This is a genomic window from Candidatus Manganitrophaceae bacterium (genome assembly GCA_016200325.1).
GTDB lineage: Bacteria > Nitrospirota > Nitrospiria > SBBL01 > Manganitrophaceae > Manganitrophus.
Window position 1 is genome coordinate 74,601 of the sequence record JACQEZ010000006.1, and the last position, 21,565, is coordinate 96,165.

General features: G+C 59.9%; 12 protein-coding genes and 1 pseudogene. 8 read left to right on the forward strand and 5 right to left on the reverse strand.

Annotated features, from left to right (window positions below; genetic code table 11):
- Positions 1-26: 26 nt before the first annotated feature.
- The 5 genes from HY282_04305 (at position 27) to HY282_04325 (ending at position 3,776) form a co-directional block, all read left to right on the forward strand.
- Positions 27-638, forward strand: coding sequence for a sulfite oxidase-like oxidoreductase (locus HY282_04305; GenBank protein MBI3802964.1), 612 nt, complete (start codon positions 27-29; stop codon positions 636-638).
- Positions 608-1,381: a ferredoxin reductase gene (locus tag HY282_04310; protein MBI3802965.1), complete on the forward strand. Its 774-nt coding sequence runs from the start codon at positions 608-610 to the stop codon at positions 1,379-1,381. Before HY282_04305 ends, HY282_04310 begins: the two co-directional genes overlap by 31 nt.
- Positions 1,371-1,631 carry a hypothetical protein gene (locus tag HY282_04315; protein ID MBI3802966.1) on the forward strand — a complete coding sequence of 87 codons (261 nt, stop codon included), beginning with the start codon at positions 1,371-1,373 and terminating at the stop codon, positions 1,629-1,631. The genes HY282_04310 and HY282_04315 overlap by 11 nt, the downstream gene beginning before the upstream one ends.
- A 98-nt stretch (positions 1,632-1,729) precedes the next feature.
- Positions 1,730-2,554 carry an alpha/beta hydrolase gene (locus tag HY282_04320; GenBank protein MBI3802967.1) on the forward strand — a complete coding sequence of 275 codons (825 nt, stop codon included), beginning with the start codon at positions 1,730-1,732 and terminating at the stop codon, positions 2,552-2,554.
- 61 nt (positions 2,555-2,615) lie between these two features.
- Positions 2,616-3,776: a redoxin domain-containing protein gene (locus tag HY282_04325; protein MBI3802968.1), complete on the forward strand. Its 1,161-nt coding sequence runs from the start codon at positions 2,616-2,618 to the stop codon at positions 3,774-3,776.
- Between the two features lie 43 nt (positions 3,777-3,819).
- Here HY282_04325 and HY282_04330 read toward each other — a convergent pair whose 3' ends face one another.
- The 4 genes and pseudogenes from HY282_04330 to HY282_04345 all read right to left on the reverse strand — a co-directional run bounded on the left by HY282_04330 (position 3,820) and on the right by HY282_04345 (position 9,137).
- Positions 3,820-6,567, reverse strand: coding sequence for a bifunctional acetate--CoA ligase family protein/GNAT family N-acetyltransferase (locus tag HY282_04330; GenBank protein MBI3802969.1), 2,748 nt, complete (start codon positions 6,565-6,567; stop codon positions 3,820-3,822).
- Positions 6,568-6,650: 83 nt separating this feature from the next.
- Entirely contained in the window at positions 6,651-7,694 is a 1,044-nt protein-coding gene (locus HY282_04335; protein ID MBI3802970.1) for a zinc-dependent alcohol dehydrogenase family protein, read from the reverse strand.
- Between the two features lie 274 nt (positions 7,695-7,968).
- Positions 7,969-8,530, reverse strand: a pseudogene (locus HY282_04340) (NAD(P)H-dependent oxidoreductase).
- 205 nt (positions 8,531-8,735) lie between these two features.
- The gene (locus tag HY282_04345; GenBank protein ID MBI3802971.1) at positions 8,736-9,137 is read right to left on the reverse strand and encodes a response regulator; all 402 of its coding nucleotides are present in this window, start codon (positions 9,135-9,137) and stop codon (positions 8,736-8,738) included.
- Between the two features lie 899 nt (positions 9,138-10,036).
- On the opposite strand from HY282_04345, the gene HY282_04350 reads away from it, so the two are divergent.
- From HY282_04350 to HY282_04360, 3 genes are all read left to right on the forward strand, one after another.
- Positions 10,037-16,471, forward strand: coding sequence for a HAMP domain-containing protein (locus tag HY282_04350; protein ID MBI3802972.1), 6,435 nt, complete (start codon positions 10,037-10,039; stop codon positions 16,469-16,471).
- A 9-nt stretch (positions 16,472-16,480) separates the two neighbouring features.
- Positions 16,481-18,172, forward strand: coding sequence for a response regulator (locus HY282_04355; protein MBI3802973.1), 1,692 nt, complete (start codon positions 16,481-16,483; stop codon positions 18,170-18,172).
- Between the two features lie 111 nt (positions 18,173-18,283).
- Positions 18,284-19,138, forward strand: a complete 855-nt coding sequence (locus tag HY282_04360; GenBank protein MBI3802974.1) for a hypothetical protein — start codon at positions 18,284-18,286, stop codon at positions 19,136-19,138.
- Positions 19,139-19,243: 105 nt separating this feature from the next.
- On the opposite strand, the gene HY282_04365 is transcribed toward HY282_04360, so the two are convergent.
- Positions 19,244-21,565, reverse strand: a 2,322-nt coding sequence (locus tag HY282_04365) for a DUF4091 domain-containing protein (GenBank protein ID MBI3802975.1), incomplete at its 5' end; no start/stop codon positions are given.

The window sequence follows — 21,565 nt, forward strand, 5'->3', positions numbered from 1 at the left end:
CGCGAGAAAGAACAGGAGGCGAAGAGATGAGTGAAGGTTTCTTCTCACGCGGGTTTCACGGTCGACGCCGGACGAGTGACCTCAGCGAGAGACTCCCGCCGGGACAATACCTTGAGCGTGACTTTCCCGTCCTCTCGGCAGGGCCGACCCCGCAGACGCCCCTCGCGAGCTGGGATTTCTCCATTGTCGGGGAGGTCGATCAGCCGAAACGCTGGAGCTGGGATGCATTTCATACGCTCCCACGCGAGACAATCACCCGGGACATTCACTGTGTGACCAAGTGGTCGAAGCTCGACACGTACTGGGAGGGGGTCTCCCTCGATCTCCTGCTCGCGCAGGTCGCCACGGCGGCCGAATACGTGATCGCCTTCTGTGATGGGGGCTATACCACCAATCTGCCGCTGGAAGAGGTGACGGGGAGGAAGGCTTGGATTGTCGATACCTATGAAGGGGAGCCGCTGGCGTCTGAACATGGCGGCCCGGCGCGTTTGCTGATCCCCCATCTCTACTTTTGGAAGAGCGCCAAGTGGGTGCGCGGCCTCCGTCTGCTTGAGAAGGATGAGCCGGGCTTCTGGGAGTCGCTCGGCTACAACAATCACGGTGATCCATGGAAGGAAGAACGCTACTGGGGCGACTGAGCTGGCAGCTCGGCGAGGTGGTGGCGACGCGGCCGGAAACCGCCCGGACGAAGAGCATTACACTCGATCTCCCCGGCTGGACGGGGCATCGCGCGGGGCAGCACGTCGACGTGCGACTCACGGCAGAAGACGGCTACCGGGCCGAGCGAAGCTATTCTATCGCCTCTCCGCCCGAGGAGGCGCCGCGGGTGACGCTCACCGTCGAACGGCTCGATGACGGGGAGGTGTCCCCCTACCTCACCGAGGAGCTGCGCGTCGGCGACAAACTGGAGCTGCGCGGCCCGATCGGAGGCTACTTCGTCTGGGAGGCGGAGATCGGCGGCCCGCTCCTGCTGGTGGCCGGAGGGTCGGGCATCGTGCCGCTGATGGCGATGCTGCGCCACCGGGACGCCGCGGCCGGCACGGTGGCGACCCGTCTGCTCTATTCGTCGCGCGCTCTGGAGGAGATGATCTACCGTGACGAACTCAACCGGCGAATGAAAAGCAGCGCGATGTTGGAGGTGTTGCAGACGCTGACCCGAGCGCAGCCGCCCGGATGGACCGGCTACTCCCGCCGGATCGATCTCCAGATGCTGCGGGAGGTGGCCTGGCCGGTCGAGCAGCGTCCGCTGACGTTTATCTGCGGGCCAACCCCTTTCGTCGAAACGGCCGCAGCCATTCTGGTCAAACTGGGACATGAACCGGCACGCCTCAAGACGGAACGATTCGGACCGACCGGAGAGAAAAAGCATGATGGAGAATAAGCTAGACGGTAACGCTGCCGCCGGCATCTTGCAAGAAATCTTTCCCTTTGAAATGACCCTCGCCCAGGCCACCTGCGCCGGCTGCGGCGCCCACGATGTGATCGGCGCGGCCGCTGCCTACATGCACCGGATGGGGACGATCATCCGTTGTTCCCGGTGCGACAATACGCTCATCCGCATCACACATATCCGGGGGAGCTACTTGCTCGATATGCGAGGCGTGCACCTCCTTCAAATGAAGGAAGGGTAGGGGGGAACCTTTTGCGCAAGGCGTGATGAACAGGGTCTGGTCTTGTCATGCACAATAACGTCTCGCAAGAGAACCATCAAACTGAGAAGGAGAAAATCATGAGTACGATAACGCTGAAGGATGGAACCGAGATTTATTACAAGGATTGGGGCACCGGTCAGCCGATCGTGTTCAGCCATGGCTGGCCGCTCTCGGCGGACGATTGGGACACGCAGATGCTCTTCTTCCTCGGCAAAGGTTTCCGTGTGATCGCCCATGACCGCCGCGGCCATGGTCGCTCCACCCAGACCGGCGGCGGCCATGACATGGATCATTATGCCGACGACCTCGCGGCTTTGACCGCGCATCTGAATCTGGAAAATGCCGTGCACGTCGGCCACTCCACCGGCGGCGGCGAAGTGGTCCATTATCTGGCGCGCCATGGTGAAAGCCGGGTGGCAAAGGCGGCGATTGTCAGCGCGGTGCCGCCGCTGATGGTAAAGACAGCCGCCAATCCGGGTGGGCTGCCCAAGGAGGTTTTTGACGGATTTCAGGCGCAGCTCGCCACCCATCGCGCCCAGTTTTATTACGATTTGCCGGCCGGACCCTTCTATGGCTATAACCGGCCCGGCGCGAAACCGTCTCAGGGGGTGATCGGGAACTGGTGGCGCCAGGGGATGATGGGAGGGGCGAAGGCGCATTATGACGGCATCGTCGCCTTCTCCCAGACCGACTTCACTGAAGACCTGAAGAAGATCACGGTGCCGGTGCTGGTGATGCATGGCGATGACGACCAGATCGTCCCGTATGCCGATTCCGCGCCGCTGTCGGCAAAGCTGCTGAAGAACGGCATCCTAAAAACCTATAGAGGCTTTCCGCACGGCATGCCGACGACCGAGGCCGACACCATTAACGCCGACCTGCTGGCTTTCATCAAGTCGTAACAACCGCCGGCTGGACCGGCTGGAAAGGAGCGCGCTCTTTCCTTCGGAATGCCGGAACAGGATGCCGAGCCGGTCATTGACGGCGACCGTAATCGATCCGCATTCGCCTGCGTGGAATCTTATGGAAGGATCCGTCATGAAAGCAACCCGGCTCTTGCTTACCGTGATACTCGTCGGCATCCTCGGCGTGTCGATTGAGACGCTGGCCGAAAACGAAAGAGAGGTGCAGCAGATGAAATCCCCGGCGGCCCAATTACCGATTGAAGGGACGTTCCCTTCTCTCGGCCATGCCACCGCGTGGCTCAATTCAAAACCGCTGACGCCGGCCGGCTTGCGCGAAAAAGTTATCCTCATCGACTTCTGGACCTACACCTGCATCAACTGGCTCCGCTCCCTTTCCTATGTCCGGGCGTGGGCTGAGAAATACAAGGATCACGGATTGGTGGTGATCGGCGTGCACGCCCCCGAGTTCTCATTCGAGAAAAACATCGAGAACGTTCGCCGCGCGGTGAATGCGATGAAGATCGATTATCCGGTGGCGGTCGATAACGACCATGCGATCTGGCGTGCGTTCGATAACGAATATTGGCCGGCGCTCTATTTCATCGATGCGAAGGGACAAATCCGACATCATCAATTCGGCGAGGGGAAATATAATCAGTCCGAAAGGATCATTCAGCAATTGCTGGCCGAGGCTGGATTCGGCGGCATCGGTCGTGACCTGGTTTCAGTCGACGCCCGGGGTGTGGAAGCGACGGCCGACTGGGGGCGCTTGAAATCCCCGGAGAACTATCTCGGATATGACCGGACCGAGCGCTTTGCCTCCCCCGGCGGCGCAACATTGAACCAGCGCCGCGTCTATGCCGCCCCCGTGCGATTGGGGCTCAATCAGTGGGCCCTTTCAGGGGATTGGACGGTCGGAAACGAAGCCTCGGTGCTGAACTCGGCCAACGGGCGGATCGGATCCCGCTTTCACGCCCGCGATCTTCATCTCGTCATGGGGCCGGCCATGCAAGGCGGTTCCATCCGGTTTCGCGTCCGGATCGATGGAGAGCCGCCGGGCGCGGCGCACGGCGTCGACGTGGACGAACAGGGCAACGGCATGGTGACCGAACCGCGGCTTTATCAGCTGATACGACAACCGACGCCGATCGCGGACCGACTGTTCGAGATCGAATTTCTAGATCAGGGTGTGGCGGTTTATGCGTTCACGTTTGGCTGATCTGCCTCAGGGGTCCAAAAAGCGAACCGCCGACGAATCGTCCTTAAAGATCGAGCTCCGCCGCAACCAACGGATCGCCGACCTGGCGCCGTAGGCGGAACCCGAGCTTCTTGCAGATCCGTTGCATCGGGAGATTGTCGGCCAGGATATCGGCGCGGATTCGTTTGAGATGTTCGTCTCGGCCGATCTGGATGAGCCGACGGAGCAGCTCGGTGCCGAGTCCTTTTCGTTGATAGGGATCGCTGATCAGCATTGAAAACTCGGCCTCCTCCGTCCCTGAAATCTGGGTCAGCCGGGCAGCCGCCAAGATTTGCCGCGCTTCCGTTTTGGGATCTTTGTGCTCCGCGACCAGCGCCATTTCGCGATCATAGTCGATGAAGCAGATCCGGGTCAGCCGCTCGTGGGCGGTCCGCTGGCTGAGCTTCAATGCCTGAAAGTAGCGGAGGTAGACGCTCTGGTCGGAGAGGTTTTGATGAAACCGGACCATCATCGGCTCATCTTCCGGACGGATCGGTCGGATCGTCACCCTCGTTCCGTCTTTGAGCGTATATTCACCGACATATTGGGTCGGGTAGGGGCGGATCACCAATTTCGGAAGGGCCTCCTCCCGGACCTCTTTTCCATGAAGGAGCACCCGGGCGTCGAGCGCGATCTGCCGCGCCGATGAGACGAGAAGCGGATTGATGTCGATCTCCTTCACCCAGCGCTGTTCCACCACCAGACGGCTGAACCGGACCAAGAGCTGCTCCAGCGCCGCAAGGTCGACCGGCGCTTTACCCCGCACCCCTTTGAGCGCGGTGAAGATCCGTGTCTGCTCCATCATCCGTCGGGCGAGGGTCGTCGTCAACGGCGGAAGACCGAGCGCCCGATCTTGGAAGACTTCCACGAGGGTTCCCCCGGTGCCGAAAAGGAGGATCGGACCGAACTCCGGGTCGAGGCTGCTTCCCAAAATTAATTCATAACCTTCCTGCCGGACCATCGGCTGGACGGTGACCCCGAGGAAATCCCGTGCAGGTACCCTTTTCTCGATCGCCCGGTAGGCGCGTCGGACGGCGGCGGCGTTCGCCAGGTTGAGCTGCACCCCACCGACATCGCTCTTGTGTGTGACCGTCTTCGAATCGAGTTTGAGGACGACCGGATAGCCGATCTCCGCCGCCGTCTCGACCGCCTCATTTTCGCTTTTTGCAATACGGGTTTCGACCGTGGGGATGCCGTAGGCCGAGAGCAGCTGCTTTGATTCGAATTCGGTCAGGAGCGTTCGTCCTGATTTGCGGATCGACCGAATCAGCCGCTCGGCGGCGCCGGGATGGATCCCCTCTTCGGTGGTAAGCACCGGGGTTTCATAAAGGCTTCGAAGATGATAGTTGTATCGCCACATGTAGTTGAAGGCGCGGACGGCGGTGTCGGGATAGGGGAAGGTCGGAATCCCGGCCTGGTTTAGAATCTGGGTGCCGGCGGCCACGTCGGCGCCCCCCATCCAGCTCGCGAGGATCGGCTTGCCGTCGAGCCGCGCGTGCGCCTTCAACCGCTCGGCGGTTTGGGTCGGATCGGTCATCGCCTGCGGGGCCAAGATGGCGAGAAGCGCGTCGCTGTGAGGGTCCTGGGCGGCGGTCTCCACCGCTTTCGCGTAACGTTCGGCGCTGGCGTCTCCGAGGATGTCGATCGGATTGCCGTGGCTCCAATGCGGGGGAAGAAATTGGTTGAGCGCTTTGATCGTCTCCGGCGCCGGCTCCGAGAGAACCCCTCCGCCCAGAATCAACGCGTCGGTTGCGAGCACCCCCGGTCCGCCGGCGTTCGTCACGATCGTCAGACGCGGGCCTTTGGGCCGGGGCTGTTTGGATAAGACCTCCGACATGTAGAAAAGGTCGGCGATTCGGTCGACCCGGAGGACACCCGATCGGCGAAACGCGGCATGCAGCACCTCATCGCTTCCGGTCAGGGCGCCGGTGTGCGAAGCGGCCGCTTTCGCCGCGGCCTGGGTCCGTCCCGCTTTGATCACGATGATCGGCTTGGTCAGCGCGACCTCGCGGGCCGCCGAGAGGAACGAGCGGGCATCACCGATCGATTCCATGTAGAGGACGATGCTCTGCGTCCGGGGATCGTTGCCGAGATAATCGATCAGATCGCCCCAGTTGACGTCGAGCATCGATCCGATCGAGACGAACGCGGAGAAGCCGACCAGCTCTTGAAGACTCCAATCAAGAATCGCCGTGCAGAGCGCGCCGCTCTGGCTGATGAAGCCGACACTTCCTCCCCGCGCCATGGCCCCTGCGAACGTCGCGTTGAGGCCGGTCAACGGGTTCATCACCCCGAGACAGTTGGGGCCGATGATCCGCATCTTTCCCCGCCGCGCCTCGGCAAGAATCTGCCGCTCCAGCTCGGCCCCGGCGGCCCCCGCCTCTTTGAAGCCGGCCGAGATGATGATCGCTCCTCGAACGCCGGCGTCGACACATTCTCGGATGATTTCCGGCACCGTCTGCGCCGGGGTGGCGATGACGGCGAGATCGACCGGTTCCGGCACCGACGCAATATTGGGATACGCTTTGATTCCGAGGACGCTCACCCGCTTGGGATTGATCGGAAAGACCACGCCGCCGAACGGGCTGCCGACCAGGTTGCGGAGGAGGGTCCTCCCGACACTCCCTTCCTGCTCGCTCGCGCCGACGAGCGCGACCGTCTTCGGGGAGAAGAAGAGATCGAGGGGATGGTGCCGGGCGCGAAGGAGGTCATGGGCCGGCTCCCGCTCCGGGATAACGTGGGATGCCGGACGTTTCGGTTTTTCCTTGGACATTCAGTCTCCGTGGGGGTGATTCGTTAAAGGAGGGGAGCGGCAGAGCGGGAATTGAACCGGTCCCCTCCCTTTAGACGGTATGCTTAGTTCGCCGACATGACGACCTTGAGCGCTTTTTCCTTGGCGGCATTTCCGAAGGTGTCATACGCCTTCATCACGTCATTCAGGTTAAACCGATGGGTGATGAATTGCTTCGGCTGCAGCTTCCCTGATTTTACCATTTTCAGGAGCATCGGTGTCGTCTCGGTATCGACCAAGCGGGTCGTCAGGGTGATATTGTGGGACCAGAGCTTCTCGATATTGAACGTCACCGGTTTTCCATGAACCCCGATGTTGGCGATGTGTCCGCCGGCGGCGACGATCTTCTGGCAGAGATCAAACGTCGCCGGAATACCGACCGCCTCCACCGCAACATCGGCCCCTTTTCCGCCGGTCAACCCCATCACATTTTCGACCGCGCGGCCGTCGCTGCTGTTGATCGTTTTGGTCGCTCCGAATTTTTTGGAGACCTCCAGGCGGTTGTCGTCGACATCGATCATGAGAATCTCGGCCGGGGAGTAGAGCTGCGCCGTCGCCAAGACGGCGAGCCCGATCGGTCCGGCCCCGACGATTGCGACGAGGTCTCCCGGCTTCACCGCGCCGTTCAGCACGCCGCATTCGAAGCCGGTCGGGAAGATATCGCTCAGCATCGTCAAAGCCTCTTCATCGACCCCTTCCGGAATTTTGTAGAGGCTGGTGTCGGCAAAAGGGATCCGGACGTATTCGGCTTGCGTTCCGTCGATCAAATGGCCGAGGATCCAGCCGCCGCCGTTCTCGCAGTGCGAATACATCCCCCGCTTGCAGTTGGCACAGCGGCCGCAAGAGGTGATGCAGGAGATCAATACCCGGTCGCCGGCCTGGAAACTGCCGACCGCATCGCCGACCTGATCGATCACGCCGACCCCCTCATGGCCGAGGATCCGCCCGTCGGTGACCTCCGGGACATCTCCTTTGAGGATGTGCAGGTCGGTTCCGCAGATCGTCGTCTTCGTGATCTTCACGACGGCATCGGTCGGCGCTTGAATGATCGGTTTCGGTTTTTCTTCCCAGGCCCGTTTGCCCGGACCGTGATAGACAAGTGCTTTCATGATTGAGTCCTCCTCCAAAGAGAATGGCTGATTCGATCCGAGTGTCCGGCAGACCTCCAGCGAAAAACATCGAAGCGCATCTGCTTCCGGCGGCAGCATCAGGCCGGACCAGAATGTTCTATATCCTTAGCCATTCTGAAATATTTAAGGGAATTGGACAATCCCCCAAACGGGGTATTTTTAAAGGGAGGTGGAGCGAGCGCCGAGAGGAATGTCCTGTCGGTTAAACGCTCGCTTTAGGTGCAGAATGGTTTTGATTCGTAAATAGGATAGATTATTTCCGCAGCGTCTTCATCGCCCCGCCCCAGCGGATCACCTGATCGAGCATTATGTTGACCGATTCCTCCTGGCCTGCGCCCGGCTTAAAGACCCTGAAGTTCTCAAAATCGGTGAAGAGGGAGAGGATCACCTGGGCACGCACATCGGCAATCTGCAGCTCGGCCATCACCAGCCGCAGTTGTTCCACCGCGCGTGCCGCCGGCGCTGCCATAGCCAACAAACCCCGCCGCCTTGTTGTTCCACTCCCGATATAAATAATCGATCGCATTTTTGAGGGCGCCGGAGGTCCCATGGTTGTACTCGGGGGTGACGAAAACATAGGCATCGAAGGGATCGAGCTTGGCCGACCAGGCTTTGGTGTGCGGCTTTGTATACTGACCCAAGGAGGGGGCATCGGCTCATCGAGGAGCGGCAGGTTGAACGCTTTAATGTCGACGAGCTCGTATTCAGCATCGGTACGTTTTTTTGCAATCTGCAATCTGATAGACCCATTGGGCGACCGCTTCGCCGTTGCGGCCCGGCCGCGTGCTCCCCAGGATAATGGCCACTTTGATCATGGTTCGCCTTCTTCTAATAAACCAAATTCTCTTCAGAGCGACATAAAAGAGCCTCCCTTTATTTAATACCAACGAGCGGCCCCAGCGCAAGGATGATTCTCGATTCCTCAACGAATGGCCTGAGACTCCGGCGTGATAACGGTCGGGCCGGACGAAGGGGGTGAGGGTTCTTTGGGGGTGTCACATCAGGGAAGGGGACGGTGATCTAGTGGGATTGGAGATTCAACCGGTCGGATTTTTTCTTCTTCTCGATGGCCCGCGCAACGTCGTCAAGGAGCCGGGGAATCTGAAACGGTTTCATTAAAAAACCGCAAGCCCCCATCAACACCAACTCCATCGCCTTGGGGATCGTTCCATATCCGGTGATGATCAGCACTTCAATGTGAGGGTCCTGTATTTTGATGGCCATCATGACGGCGGTTCCATCCATCTGCGGCATCCGCAGATCGAGCGTCACCAAATCGATCTTGCGCCGACGAACAATGTCGAGCGCCTGAAAACCGTCCGTCGCTTCTTCTATTTGATAAAACGGCATCAAGGCCATTTTTAGAGAGGCCCTCGGTCCCTCCTCATCATCGACAATTAAGACCGTGCTTTTATTAGGCATCGGAGCTCCTTTGAATAAACTATACCCGATATCTCTTTTCTGACTATACATAAAGAAATGTAATTTCCTCGAAATCGATCCGATTCCGCCCCATCTCGTCGGAAGCGCTTTGAAGGGGCCTCCAAGCAATGCTCGGCCGTGATCGGTGGCGCCGCCCGCCATCCAGGGCAGGCCAAGGCGGGTCAAGGCGGGCCAGGACGGGGCGGCCATGGCTTTCGATCAGCCCAACTTTTGCTTGACTTTAGAGCAAAATTATTCCAAATTACTGTATGGATGAACCGGCGGCGGCCGGGAACACGAACCGTCTGGTTCGCGTATCCAAGCGTCAGCCACTCAGCAAAACTTGGCAGGTGAACAGGCCCGCGCATGCGCCTTGAAAACTCCGCAATCCTTCATCGCCGTCTCTCAAGCCCCGGGCATAAAAACCATTTGAATTCTTTTCCGTCTCCATCTGCTGGAACCCTGATTAACCCTTACTAAGAGGCCTATTGATGGACAAGAGCAACAGTCCAAGTGCGACCGTCGACCCGAATACCCCAAGCAACCCCCTAAACGGCGATTCGTTTTCGAAACAGCTGCTCACCGCGATGCTTTCCTTCCGCGACGGCCAATTCGCCATCCGGATGCCGGTCGACCTGACCGGCGTCGATGGGAAGATCGCCGATGCCTTTAACAACATCGTCGCTGTAACCGAACGCCGCGCACAGGAGACGGCGCGGGTTTGCCATGCGGTCGGCAAGGAAGGGAAGCTCAAACAGCGGATGGCGGTGCCGGCCGCTTCCGGGGGATGGGCCGACGAAGTCGCCGCCATCAATACGCTCATCGACGATCTGGTCTGGCCGACGACCGAAGTCACCCGGGCGGTCGGCGCGGTCGCGAAGGGGGATCTCGGACAGTCGATGGCGCTGGAGGTGGACGGCCGTCCGCTGGAAGGGGAGTTTCTCCGATCGGCCCAGCTGGTGAACAAAATGATCGATCAGCTCTCGGTCTTCACATCGGAAGTGACCCGCGTCGCCCGCGAGGTCGGAACGGAGGGGAAGCTCGGTGGACAGGCGCAGGTGAAGGATGTCTATGGCGTCTGGAAAGACCTCACCGAATCGGTGAACCAGATGGCAGGGAATCTGACCGCCCAGGTCCGGAATATCGCCGAGGTGACGATCGCGGTCGCCAACGGCGATCTCTCGAAAAAAATCACCGTCGACGTCCGCGGCGAGATCCTCCAGCTCAAAGAGGCGATTAATACGATGGTCGATCAGCTTCGCGGGTTCGCCGCCGAGGTGACCCGTGTGGCGCGCGAGGTGGGGACCGACGGGAAGCTCGGCGGACAGGCGGTGGTGCCGGGGGTCGCCGGGACCTGGAAAGATCTCACCGACAACGTGAACTCGATGGCCTCCAACCTCACCGGACAGGTGAGAAATATCGCCGAGGTGGCGACCGCCGTCGCCCGCGGCGACCTGTCGCGCAAAATCACGGTCGACGTGAAGGGGGAAATCCTCGAATTAAAAAACACCATCAACACCATGGTCGATCAGCTGAACTCCTTCGCCTTCGAGGTAAGCCGCGTGGCGCGCGAAGTCGGCACCGAAGGAAAGCTCGGCGGCCGGGCCGAGGTGCCCGACGTGGCCGGGACCTGGAAGGACTTGACCGACTCGGTAAACGCGATGGGAACAAACCTCACCGCGCAGGTCCGGAATATCGCCGAGGTAACGACGGCGGTCGCCCGCGGCGACTTGTCGCGCAAAATTACGGTCGATGTGAAAGGGGAGATCCTCGAGTTGAAAGACACCATCAATACGATGGTCGATCAGCTCAACGGCTTTGCCTCCGAGGTGACCCGCGTCGCCCGCGAGGTCGGAACGGAAGGAAAGTTGGGCGGTCAGGCGGTCGTGCCGGGGGTCGCCGGGACCTGGAAAAACCTGACCGACTCGGTGAACTCGATGGCGTCGAACCTCACCGGTCAGGTCCGAAACATCGCCGACGTGGCGACCGCCATCGCCCGCGGCGACCTCTCGCGCAAGATCACCGTCGACGTGAAGGGAGAAATCCTCGAACTCAAAAATACGATCAACACGATGGTCGATCAGCTGAACGGCTTCGCCTCTGAAGTGAGTCGTGTGGCGCGGGAGGTCGGCACCGAAGGGAAGCTCGGCGGTCAGGCCGCCGTGCCAGGGGTCGCAGGAACGTGGAAAGACTTGACCGACAACGTGAACTCGATGGCGTCGAACCTCACCGGTCAGGTGCGGAATATCGCCGACGTCGCGACGGCGATTGCGCGGGGCGACCTCTCGCGCAAGATCACGGTGGACGTGAAGGGAGAAATTCTGGAGTTAAAGAACACGATTAATACCATGGTCGACCAGCTAAACGGCTTCGCTTCCGAGGTGAGCCGTGTGGCAAGAGAAGTCGGAACAGAAGGAAAATTAGGGGGCCAGGCGGCGGTGCCGGGGGTCGCGGGAACATGGAAAGACTTAACCGACAACGTGAACTCGATGGCCTCCAACCTCACCGGACAGGTGAGAAACATTGCCAACGTGGCCACCGCCATTGCGAACGGCGATCTCTCCAAGAAGATCACAGTCGACGTGAAGGGAGAAATTCTGGAGCTGAAAAACACGATCAATACGATGGTGGACCAGCTCAACGCCTTCGCCTCGGAGGTGACGCGCGTTGCCCGTGAGGTCGGCACCGACGGAAAGCTCGGCGGCCAGGCGGTGGTGCCGGGGATCGCGGGAACATGGAAAGACTTGACCGACAATGTCAACTTCATGGCGTCCAACCTCACCGGGCAGGTGAGAAACATCGCCGAGGTGGCGACCGCCGTCGCCCGTGGCGACTTGTCCCGCAAGGTGACGGTCGACGTGAAGGGGGAGATCTTACAGCTCAAGGACACGATCAACACGATGGTCGACCAGCTCAATGCCTTTGCCTCCGAGGTCAGTCGGGTGGCGCGCGAGGTCGGCACGGAAGGAAAGCTCGGCGGTCAAGCGGTAGTGACCGGGGTGGCCGGGACCTGGAAAGATTTGACCGACAACGTGAACCAGATGGCGGGGAACCTGACGGCGCAGGTGCGCAACATTGCCGAGGTGACGATCGCGGTCGCCAACGGGGATCTCTCGAAGAAAATCACCGTCGACGTCCGGGGGGAAATTCTTCAGCTCAAAGACACTATCAATACCATGGTGGAGCAGCTCCGGTCGTTCGCGGCCGAAGTCACCCGCGTCGCCCGTGAGGTCGGGACCGAAGGGAAGCTCGGCGGCCAGGCCGAGGTGCCGGGGGTCGCCGGAACCTGGAAAGATTTGACCGACAACGTGAACTCCATGGCGTCGAACCTCACCGGTCAGGTGCGGAATATCGCCGACGTCGCGACGTCCATTGCCCGCGGCGACCTTTCCCGAAAAATCACCGTCGATGTGAAGGGAGAAATTCTCGAGCTCAAAAACACGATCAACACCATGGTCGACCAGCTCAACGGGTTTGCTTCCGAGGTCAGCCGGGTGGCGCGCGAAGTCGGGACCGAAGGGAAGCTCGGCGGCCAGGCGGCGGTGCCGGGGGTCGCCGGAACCTGGAAAGATTTGACCGACAACGTCAACTCGATGGCCTCCAACCTCACCGGACAGGTGAGAAACATCGCGGAGGTAACGATCGGGGTGGCGAACGGCGACCTCTCCCGAAAAATCACGGTCGACGTCCGGGGGGAGATCCTCCAGCTCAAAGAGGCGATCAACGCGATGGTGGAGCAGCTCCGGTCATTCGCTTCCGAGGTGACGCGCGTCGCGCGCGAGGTCGGGACCGAAGGCCGGCTGGGGGTGCAGGCGGTCGTTCCCGGCGTCGCCGGGACCTGGAAGGATCTGACCGACTCGGTGAACATCATGGGGGCCAACCTCACCGCGCAGGTCCGGAACATCGCGGAGGTGACGACGGCGGTGGCCCGCGGCGACTTGTCTCGGAAAATCACGGTCGACGTGAAAGGGGAGATTTTGGAATTGAAGAACACCATCAATACGATGGTCGATCAGCTTCGGTCGTTCGCCTCCGAGGTGACGCGCGTGGCCCGCGAGGTCGGAACTGAAGGAAAACTCGGCGGCCAGGCCGAAGTGCCGGGGGTGGCGGGAACCTGGAAAGACTTGACCGACTCGGTCAACGTGATGGCGGCCAACCTGACCGATCAGGTCCGGGGGATCGTGAAGGTGGTGACGGCGGTCGCGAACGGCAACCTCCGTCAGAAGCTGACGGTGGAGGCGAAGGGGGAGGTCGCCGCGCTGGCCGAAACGATCAACAGCATGACCGACACGCTCGCGATCTTCGCGGAGCAGGTGACCAACGTGGCGCGCGAGGTCGGCGTCGAAGGACGGCTCGGCGGCCAGGCGAACGTGCCGGGCGCCGCGGGAACCTGGAAAGACCTCACCGGCAACGTCAACCTGCTGGCGGCGAACCTGACAAACCAGGTCCGCGCCATCGCGGAGGTCGCAACCGCGGTGACGAAGGGAGACCTCACCCGCTCCATCCAGGTCGAGGCCCGGGGTGAGGTGGCCGAGCTCAAAGATAACATCAACACGATGATTAACAATTTGCGGGCAACCACAGACCGCAACCAAGAGCAGGACTGGTTGAAAACGAACTTAGCGAAATTCACCCGGATGCTCCAGGGTCAGCGGGACCTCGTAACCGTCGGCAAGCTGCTCCTTTCGGAGCTCGCCCCTCTGGTCAATGCGCAACAGGGCGCGGTGTACCAGATGCTGGGTGAAGGGACCGATACGTCACCGGCATTGCTCCTCCTCGCCGGCTATGCGATCGGCGACGAGCAGACCAAGCGGATCGAAATCGGCAAAGGGCTCGTCGGACAGTGCGCGATGGAGAAGCAGCGGATCCTCCTCACGAAAGTGCCCGAGAGCTACACCCAGGTCTATTCCAGCTTGGGGGGCGCCTCGCCGGAGAACATCGTCGTCCTTCCGGTGTTGTTCGAGGGGGAGACCAAAGCGGTCATCGAGCTCTCGTCGCTCCAGTCGTTCACGGCGACCCATCTCACCTTCCTCGAGCAGCTGACCCAGTCGATCGGGGTCGTCTTGAACACCATCGAGGCGACGATGCGAACCGAGAACCTCCTTCAGCAATCGCAGCAGCTGACGATTGAGCTGCAGACGCGGCAGGCGGAATTGCAGAATACGAACGAAGAGCTGGGGACCAAAGCGAAACAGCTCGCCGAGCAGAATGTCGAGGTCGAACGGAAGAACAAAGAGGTCGAGCAGGCCCGGCGCGCGCTCGAGGAAAAAGCGGCCGAGCTGGCGCTCACCTCCAAATACAAATCGGAGTTCCTGGCGAACATGTCTCACGAGCTCCGCACGCCGCTCAATTCGATCCTCATGCTTGGGCAGCAGTTGAGCATCAACACGAATGGGAATCTGACGGGGAAGCAGGTCGAATATGCCAAGAACATCCACTCGGCCGGGACCGACCTTCTCACCCTCATCAACGACATTCTCGATCTGTCGAAAATCGAATCGGGAACAGTCACCGTCGAAGCCGAGGAGATCGCATTTCCGTTCCTTCGCGACAGCGTCGAGCGGAACTTCCACCATCTGGCGGAATCGAAGAGCCTCGCCTTTCATGTCGAGATCGATCCTGCGTTGCCGCGGACCTTTACGAGCGACCCCAAACGTCTGCAGCAAATTCTGAAGAACCTCCTTTCGAATGCCTTCAAATTCACGTCGCACGGCCAGGTCGCGATGAAAGTTCAGCTGGTCAAATCGGGCTGGTCGCTCGACCATCCGATCCTCCGATTCGCCCAGAACGCAGTCGCCATCGACGTCGCCGACAGTGGGATCGGTATTCCGGCCGACAAGCAGCGGCTGATCTTCGAGGCGTTCCAACAGGCTGACGCGGGGACGAGCCGAAAGTACGGCGGCACCGGACTCGGCCTGGCGATCAGCCGCGAGCTGGCCTCGCTGCTCGGGGGAGAGATCAAACTGGTGAGCACCCCCGGTTTGGGGAGCACCTTTACCCTCTACCTGCCGCTCTCGTATGCCGGCCCGGCGCGCGCGGTCACGGCGCCCGTGACCAGCGAGACTCGCCAGGTCGCACCGCCCTCCAGCACCGTTCCGGTCTTGACGATCGCGAAAGCGGAGGAGAGCGTCGCCGACGATCGGGACGAGATCGAAGAGGGAGAGACCGTGCTGCTGATCGTGGAAGACGATCCGCACTACGCCCGCGTCCTCCTCGGACTCGCCCGCGACAAAGGGTTTAAAGGGATCGTCGCGAACCGGGGCCAGGCGGCCCTGTCTCTTGCGCGGCAGTACCGGCCGACCGCGGTCACCCTCGACGTCTTCCTCCCCGATATGCTCGGGTGGACCGTCCTCAATAACCTGAAGCTCGATCCGGCCACCCGTCACATTCCGGTTCAGATGCTTTCGGTCGAGGAGGAGCGCCAGCATGGACTCTCCCACGGGGCCTTCTCCTATCTGGTCAAACCGACGACCACGGAGGACCTCGAGCGGGCGTTGGATCGGATCAAAACTTACGTGGCCCGACAAAAGAAGCGGCTCCTCGTCGTCGAGGACAATGACATCGAGCGCCAGAGTGTGATCGCCCTGTTGGAGCACGACGACATCGAAATCTCCGGCGTCGCGAGCGGAGGCGAAGCCCTTCACGCGCTCGGCGAGAGCACCTTCGATTGTTGTATCATCGACCTTCGATTGCCCGACATGACCGGCTTTGAGCTGCTGGAGCGGATCCAAGGAAACGAAGCGATTCGAGATCTGCCGGTGGTGGTCTTTACCGGAAAGGAACTCTCGGAGGCCGAGGAAGCGCAGCTCCGAGTCGCGGCAAAGAGTGTCGTCCTCAAAGACGTTCAATCGCCGGAGCGGTTGTTCGACGAAACGGCCCTCTTCCTCCACCGGATCATCGCCAATCTGCCCGATTCGAAACGGCAGATCCTCGACCGGCTCCATGGATCGAACGAGGTCTTGCGCCACCGCAAAGTGTTGGTGGTCGACGATGATGCCCGAAACATCTTTGCGCTGACGACCGTCCTCGAGAACCATGAGATGGAGGTGATCAGCGCCACCAACGGCCGCCGGGCGATCGAGCTGATTCAGGAGACGGCCGATCTGAGCATGGTGTTGATGGATATCATGATGCCTGAGATGGACGGCTACGAGGTGATGCGCGAGATCCGCGCCGATTCCAAATTCAGAACGCTGCCGATTCTGGCCCTCACGGCGAAGGCGATGAAGGGGGATCGTGAAAAGTGCCTCGCCGCGGGGGCATCCGACTATATCGCCAAGCCGGTCAATACCGACCAGCTTCTCTCCTTGCTTCGCGTCTGGCTCTATCGCTAAGGGGTATCGATGATTATCGACAATAAAACGTTAAAAAAGCTGGAAGCCCCCGCGGTCCTGATCGTCGACGATCAACCGATGAACCTCAATGCACTGGAGGCGATGCTGGAAGGGACCGACTGCAAGGTCGTCCGGGCCCATTCCGCCGACGAGGCTTTGCTGTTGCTGCTTCAGCATGACTTCGCCGCCATCGTTCTCGACATCAAGATGCCGGGGGTGGGGGGGATCGAGCTCGCGACGCTGATCAAGCAGCGGAAGCGATCGCAGCATATTCCGATCCTCTTCCTGACGGCCTATATGGTGGACCAACCCGATGTCTTGCGCGGATATGGAGTCGGCGCCGTCGATTTCTTGAGCAAGCCGATCGATGCGGGGATTCTCCGATCCAAAATCGGCGTCTTCATCGACCTTTATCGAAAGAGTCGGGCGCTCGGAGAGCTGAATGGCGCGCTGCACCGCGAGATCGCCGACCGACAGCAGGCGCAGGAGGCGTTGCAGCTCGCGAACCAGGAGCTTGAGCGGCGGGTGCAAGAGCGGACGGCGGAGCTCACCCGCGCACATCAAGGGGTCCAGGAAAATGAAGAACGCTTGCGCATGGCGATGGAGGTGGCGAGGATCGGCGCGTGGGAATGGCACCTCGCCTCAGGTCGGATGACCTGGTCGACCGACCCGGAGGTCCTCTTCGGTTTTCCCCGGGGCTCCTTCGGAGCCGAGTTGAACCCCGTCCGCATGCTCCACCCGGACGACAAGAAACATACCGACAAGGCGCTCACGACCGCCCTCAGGACCGGGACCTATGAAGCCGAATACCGGGCAGTTCGGCCGGACGGCGGCATCGTCTGGTTCAAGGAGCGGGGACGGGTGGTGGTCGACGCAGACGGAAGGCCCGAGCGAATGGTCGGAATCACCCGCGACGTCACGGCGGAGCAAGAAGCCGGACAGGAACGGGAGCGGCTGCTTCGGGAAGCGCGGGAGGCCCGCGATGAGGCCCAGCAGGCCAATCGCGCGAAGGACGAATTCCTGGCGATGCTCTCCCACGAGCTTCGAACCCCGCTCAACGCGATTCTCGGATGGGCGGTTGCGCTTCGGACGATGGAGTGGGATGAGGATACCCGCGCCAGCGGCCTGGAGACGATTGAGCGGAATGCCGTCGCGCAGACGAAGCTGATTGAGGATATTTTAGACGTCTCCGGAATTATCAACGGAAAACTGCGTCTGGAGATTCAGCAGATCGATTTCATTCCGACCATCGAGGCGGCGGTGGCGGCGGTTCGACCGGCGGCCGAGGCAAAAGAGATCGAGCTGCTCCTGACCCTCGATCCGTCGGCGGGACCCCTTTTCGGCGATCCGAACCGATTGCAGCAGATCGTCTGGAACCTCCTGTCCAATGCGATCAAATTTACGCCGCGAGGCGGACAGGTTCAGGTCGGTCTGGAGCGAACGAACACCGATGCGGTGTTACGGGTGATCGACACCGGAGAGGGGATCGATCCCGGCTTTCTCCCTTATGTCTTCGATCGATTTCGTCAGGCCGACAGCTCCAACACCCGCCCGCATGAAGGTCTCGGCCTCGGACTGTCGATCGTCCGCCATTTGGTAGAACTCCACGGCGGGATCGTACAGGCCCACAGCCTCGGGAAGGGAAAGGGGTCGACCTTCACCGTTTTCTTTCCATTCAAAGCGGTATTCCCACCTCGTTAGGTTCAATTTCAATCCCGGTTCATTTTTGTGTCCTCCCCTTCTCTGGAGTGAACGCGTTATCGGTTCGTCCCTTAGCGGAATGTTGATTCAAAATAAAAGGATAACGCAACGATGTTGAGTCTGAAGCTTTCTGTAGGCGATCGGTTCAGCTTTAAACGAATGACAGCCTTTTTCATCCCATTTCTTCTAATCATAGGAGCCCTGCTCGATGCTCCTGTCGAGGCGGCACCGGTCCCAGTCCTCTTTCCGGAGGGCTTTACCCATGGCTTTCTGCTCGTCCGTTCACTCGATGGGGAGACCGTCGGCGAGGGAGAGCTCATCCAAACCGTCAAAGAGAAAGAACGGGTCGAAAGCCGGTTGATCTTCCGTTTCAAAGACGGCTCCGTCCATGAGGAGAAAGTGGTTTTCGCGCAGCAGCACCTCTTTAGGATGGTCAGCTATCACTTGATCCAACGTGGGCCCGCATTTTCCGAGCAGGTCGACGTCTCTGTCGATCGGAACACCGCTCGGTACAAAATCAGATCTCAAACGGGGAAGGAAGGCAAGGAGGAAGAGCGGACCGGGGAGGTCGATCTGCCGGAGGATGCTTACAACGGGATGCTCATCACCGTATTGAAGAATATACCGAAAAGCAGTGATGAAACGGTGAGCATTCTCGCATTTACCCCTGCGCCTGAAGTCATCAGACTGCGACTGCATTGGGTCGGGGAGCAGACCGTCCGGATCGGAGGCGATCTCTCCAAAAAGGCGATGGAGTATACCTTTGAGCCGCAGATCGGAAAGATTAAACAATTCTTCGGCAGGCTCTTCGGAAAGCTGCCGGCCGATTTTCACTACCGCTGCGCGATCCTGGCCGATGAAGCGCCCAGCTTCGTGGAATTGGAAGCGCCCTTGCAACTCTTGGGTCCGGTCTTTCGCTTTGAGTTGGTCAGTCCTCAGTTATCAACAAAGACAAGCCCAAAATGAATAGGAAGATCGGGTGAAAACAATCGCGTGCTTTTCCCAAGAACCTTCCTTTCCCAACAGCCTGAATCAATCATCCTCTCAACTCGGAACGCGATTCATCTGATATCACGGCGTCGTTAGAACGAAATTATCGAACCACGTCGTGGCGGTTGCATTGGCATAAGAGCGAATCCCGGCATAATTTCCAAAGCTCAAACTGGCATCGGTCAACAGAATGGCCGGGCCGGTTTCAGCGGCAAAATAAACCGAGAGCGTCGATCCTTTTGCCACCAGGCGGACCCGATAATAGCTGTTGTAACTCATCGCCCTTTTTGCTGTCGCCAGCGGGGTGGGGGTTCCGCCGACATTCTTAAAGAGGGTGAGGTTTTGCTGGCCGACATCGACCATCGCATAGTAGAAATTGTCCGCGTTGGACCAACGGGCCATCACGCCGCAGCCATTGCCGCTGACGGTCAGCTTGCAATCGACGGCCACGCTCTGGTCCGGGCCGATCACCGGGGTAAATAACGCTTCCAGCGTGGTTCCGGTTTCATTCCGGGCCTGGTTGTTGAAAATCTCAAAGCGGGGGAGGTAGTCGTTCCAGTTGTTCCCCAAACCGGTGGCCGAAGCGCGGTCGAAGTTGTCTCCGTATGAAACGTTCTGGCCCGACCCCTGCACGGTCAGCGTCGAAGTGATTTGATGAACGAGCGTTCCGGACACCCCCTTGACCACAATCGAATAGGTTCCGACGGGGGTCGATCCCTGCGTGCCGACGGTCATCGAGGTGCTGATCCTGCCGTCGCTGGGAACCGCCAATGAAGAAGAGGTAAAGCGACAGGTAAGCGTCGGATCGGACGGCGCACAGGTCAAATTGACGGTGCCGTGAAAACCATCGACCGAAGAGATCGAGATGTTCGAGGCGCTGCTGTTCCCGGCCACCGCCGACGATGAAGCGGCGGTCACGCTAAAATCGGGTTTCAGGGGGGTGGTCGAAGAGAGCGCTTTCGCCAACTCTTCTCTGGCCCGCAGCAGTCCCGTGGCGGAGGTGGGGCTCCCCGGGTTTTTGTTCCAGATATAGGTAGCCAGTTTGCTGACCCCATCGGCCGGATCGACCGCCGCCATATAGGGATTCAGGATATTCGCCTTGACCCATGCCTGGCCGTCTATCCCCTGTCCGTCCTTCTTTGCCGCGGCCAAGGTGAGATATTCATAATCCTCGATTCCCTCCCGAAGCATCTTCAGCCGAATGCTGGGGATCGGAATATGGTGGGTACCGCCGATCTTGTCCGGGCGCCCGGGATAGAAATAGGTGCCATCTCCGTTGCCGGTATAGTAATAGAGGTTCTTCCAAGGGTCGTTGCTGGGCCATGCATAAGCATACAGGGTCTCAAAGTAGAGCTCGGTGGAAGGGCCGGGGGCGGTGTGGCCGATCTGATATTGGTAGGTCAGCCATTCATAGGCACGGCTGTAGATCGCCGGCAGATCGACCATCGGGGAGGGATAGCCGGTCTCCGAGCCGTTGCAGCCTTGGTTGCCGCAGGCCTGATACCACAAGAGCGCTTTGCCGGGGGTGATGATCGCGTCATAGCTGCCCCGCAGGTTGGCGTTGAAGGGAAAGTTCGTCGTCGGTTTTCCGTTCATCCAAATATTGGGAACGGTCCAAATATCGATATATTGGGTGTAGTCGGGCACTTTCAGATAATTGATGAAGCAATCGTCGGTCGCCTGACGGCTGCTGGTCACCATCAGCGGAACGTCAATCGCATTGTCCTTAAAGTATCTCGCCTTTTTGTAGAGCCCGGACCAAGCGGTCGTGGCGGCGCCGCTGTAGGTTTGGTCGCAGCGGCGGACGCCCCCCACCAAGGGATAAGGGGCTTCATCCCAGAGATAATAAAAGATCTGGGATTTCCATCCCATGTCGGCGATATGCCGGGTGTAATCTCGATAATAGGCGACCGATTCGACGTCCGTCGTGCTCAACCCCATTCCATCTCGCAGCCGCGCACGGCTGACTTTCGCATTGGGGAGCTTCCCATTGGGAAGCAGATTCGGATTCCCTCCGGTGAGGAACTCCGGATAGCGCTGGTTGCAGCTCGTTGAGACTGCGGGGAGCGACCAGTTAATTTTGCCGAGGCTGCTGTTCCAAGCCGGGGCAGGCCAGATGACATTGCTGTTCGAGAGGCGATGGAGGAGCATCTCTTTCGTATAGAGGCAGATCAGCTCCCAATATTGGGTGTCGGAGATGTCCCTCGTCCCGTAGTGGCCCGAAGCGGCCTCTCCCATGCCGACCGAATAAGCGGTCTTGAGAGTGGGAACCGAGGGGAGATCAAAATCGCGAACGGTCAGCTGAACGGGGATCTTGGCGGCGACCGTTGATCCGATGGTGACCTGCGCCGTTCCTTTATAGAGGCCGGCAGGGGTTCCCTGCGGCACATAGACATCGACCCA

What these genes read in the sequence shown, in the direction of transcription:
- HY282_04310 (MBI3802965.1), top strand. Translation starts at nt 608, where the DNA reads ATGGAAGGAAGAACGCTACTGGGGCGACTGAGCTGGCAGCTCGGCGAG.
- HY282_04355 (MBI3802973.1), top strand. Translation starts at nt 16,481, where the DNA reads ATGATTATCGACAATAAAACGTTAAAAAAGCTGGAAGCCCCCGCGGTC.
- HY282_04360 (MBI3802974.1), top strand. Translation starts at nt 18,284, where the DNA reads ATGTTGAGTCTGAAGCTTTCTGTAGGCGATCGGTTCAGCTTTAAACGA.
- HY282_04320 (MBI3802967.1), top strand. Translation starts at nt 1,730, where the DNA reads ATGAGTACGATAACGCTGAAGGATGGAACCGAGATTTATTACAAGGAT.
- HY282_04325 (MBI3802968.1), top strand. Translation starts at nt 2,616, where the DNA reads ATGCCGAGCCGGTCATTGACGGCGACCGTAATCGATCCGCATTCGCCT.
- HY282_04345 (MBI3802971.1), bottom strand. Translation starts at nt 9,137, where the DNA reads ATGCCTAATAAAAGCACGGTCTTAATTGTCGATGATGAGGAGGGACCG.
- HY282_04315 (MBI3802966.1), top strand. Translation starts at nt 1,371, where the DNA reads ATGGAGAATAAGCTAGACGGTAACGCTGCCGCCGGCATCTTGCAAGAA.
- HY282_04330 (MBI3802969.1), bottom strand. Translation starts at nt 6,567, where the DNA reads ATGTCCAAGGAAAAACCGAAACGTCCGGCATCCCACGTTATCCCGGAG.
- HY282_04305 (MBI3802964.1), top strand. Translation starts at nt 27, where the DNA reads ATGAGTGAAGGTTTCTTCTCACGCGGGTTTCACGGTCGACGCCGGACG.
- HY282_04335 (MBI3802970.1), bottom strand. Translation starts at nt 7,694, where the DNA reads ATGAAAGCACTTGTCTATCACGGTCCGGGCAAACGGGCCTGGGAAGAA.
- HY282_04350 (MBI3802972.1), top strand. Translation starts at nt 10,037, where the DNA reads ATGGCGCTGGAGGTGGACGGCCGTCCGCTGGAAGGGGAGTTTCTCCGA.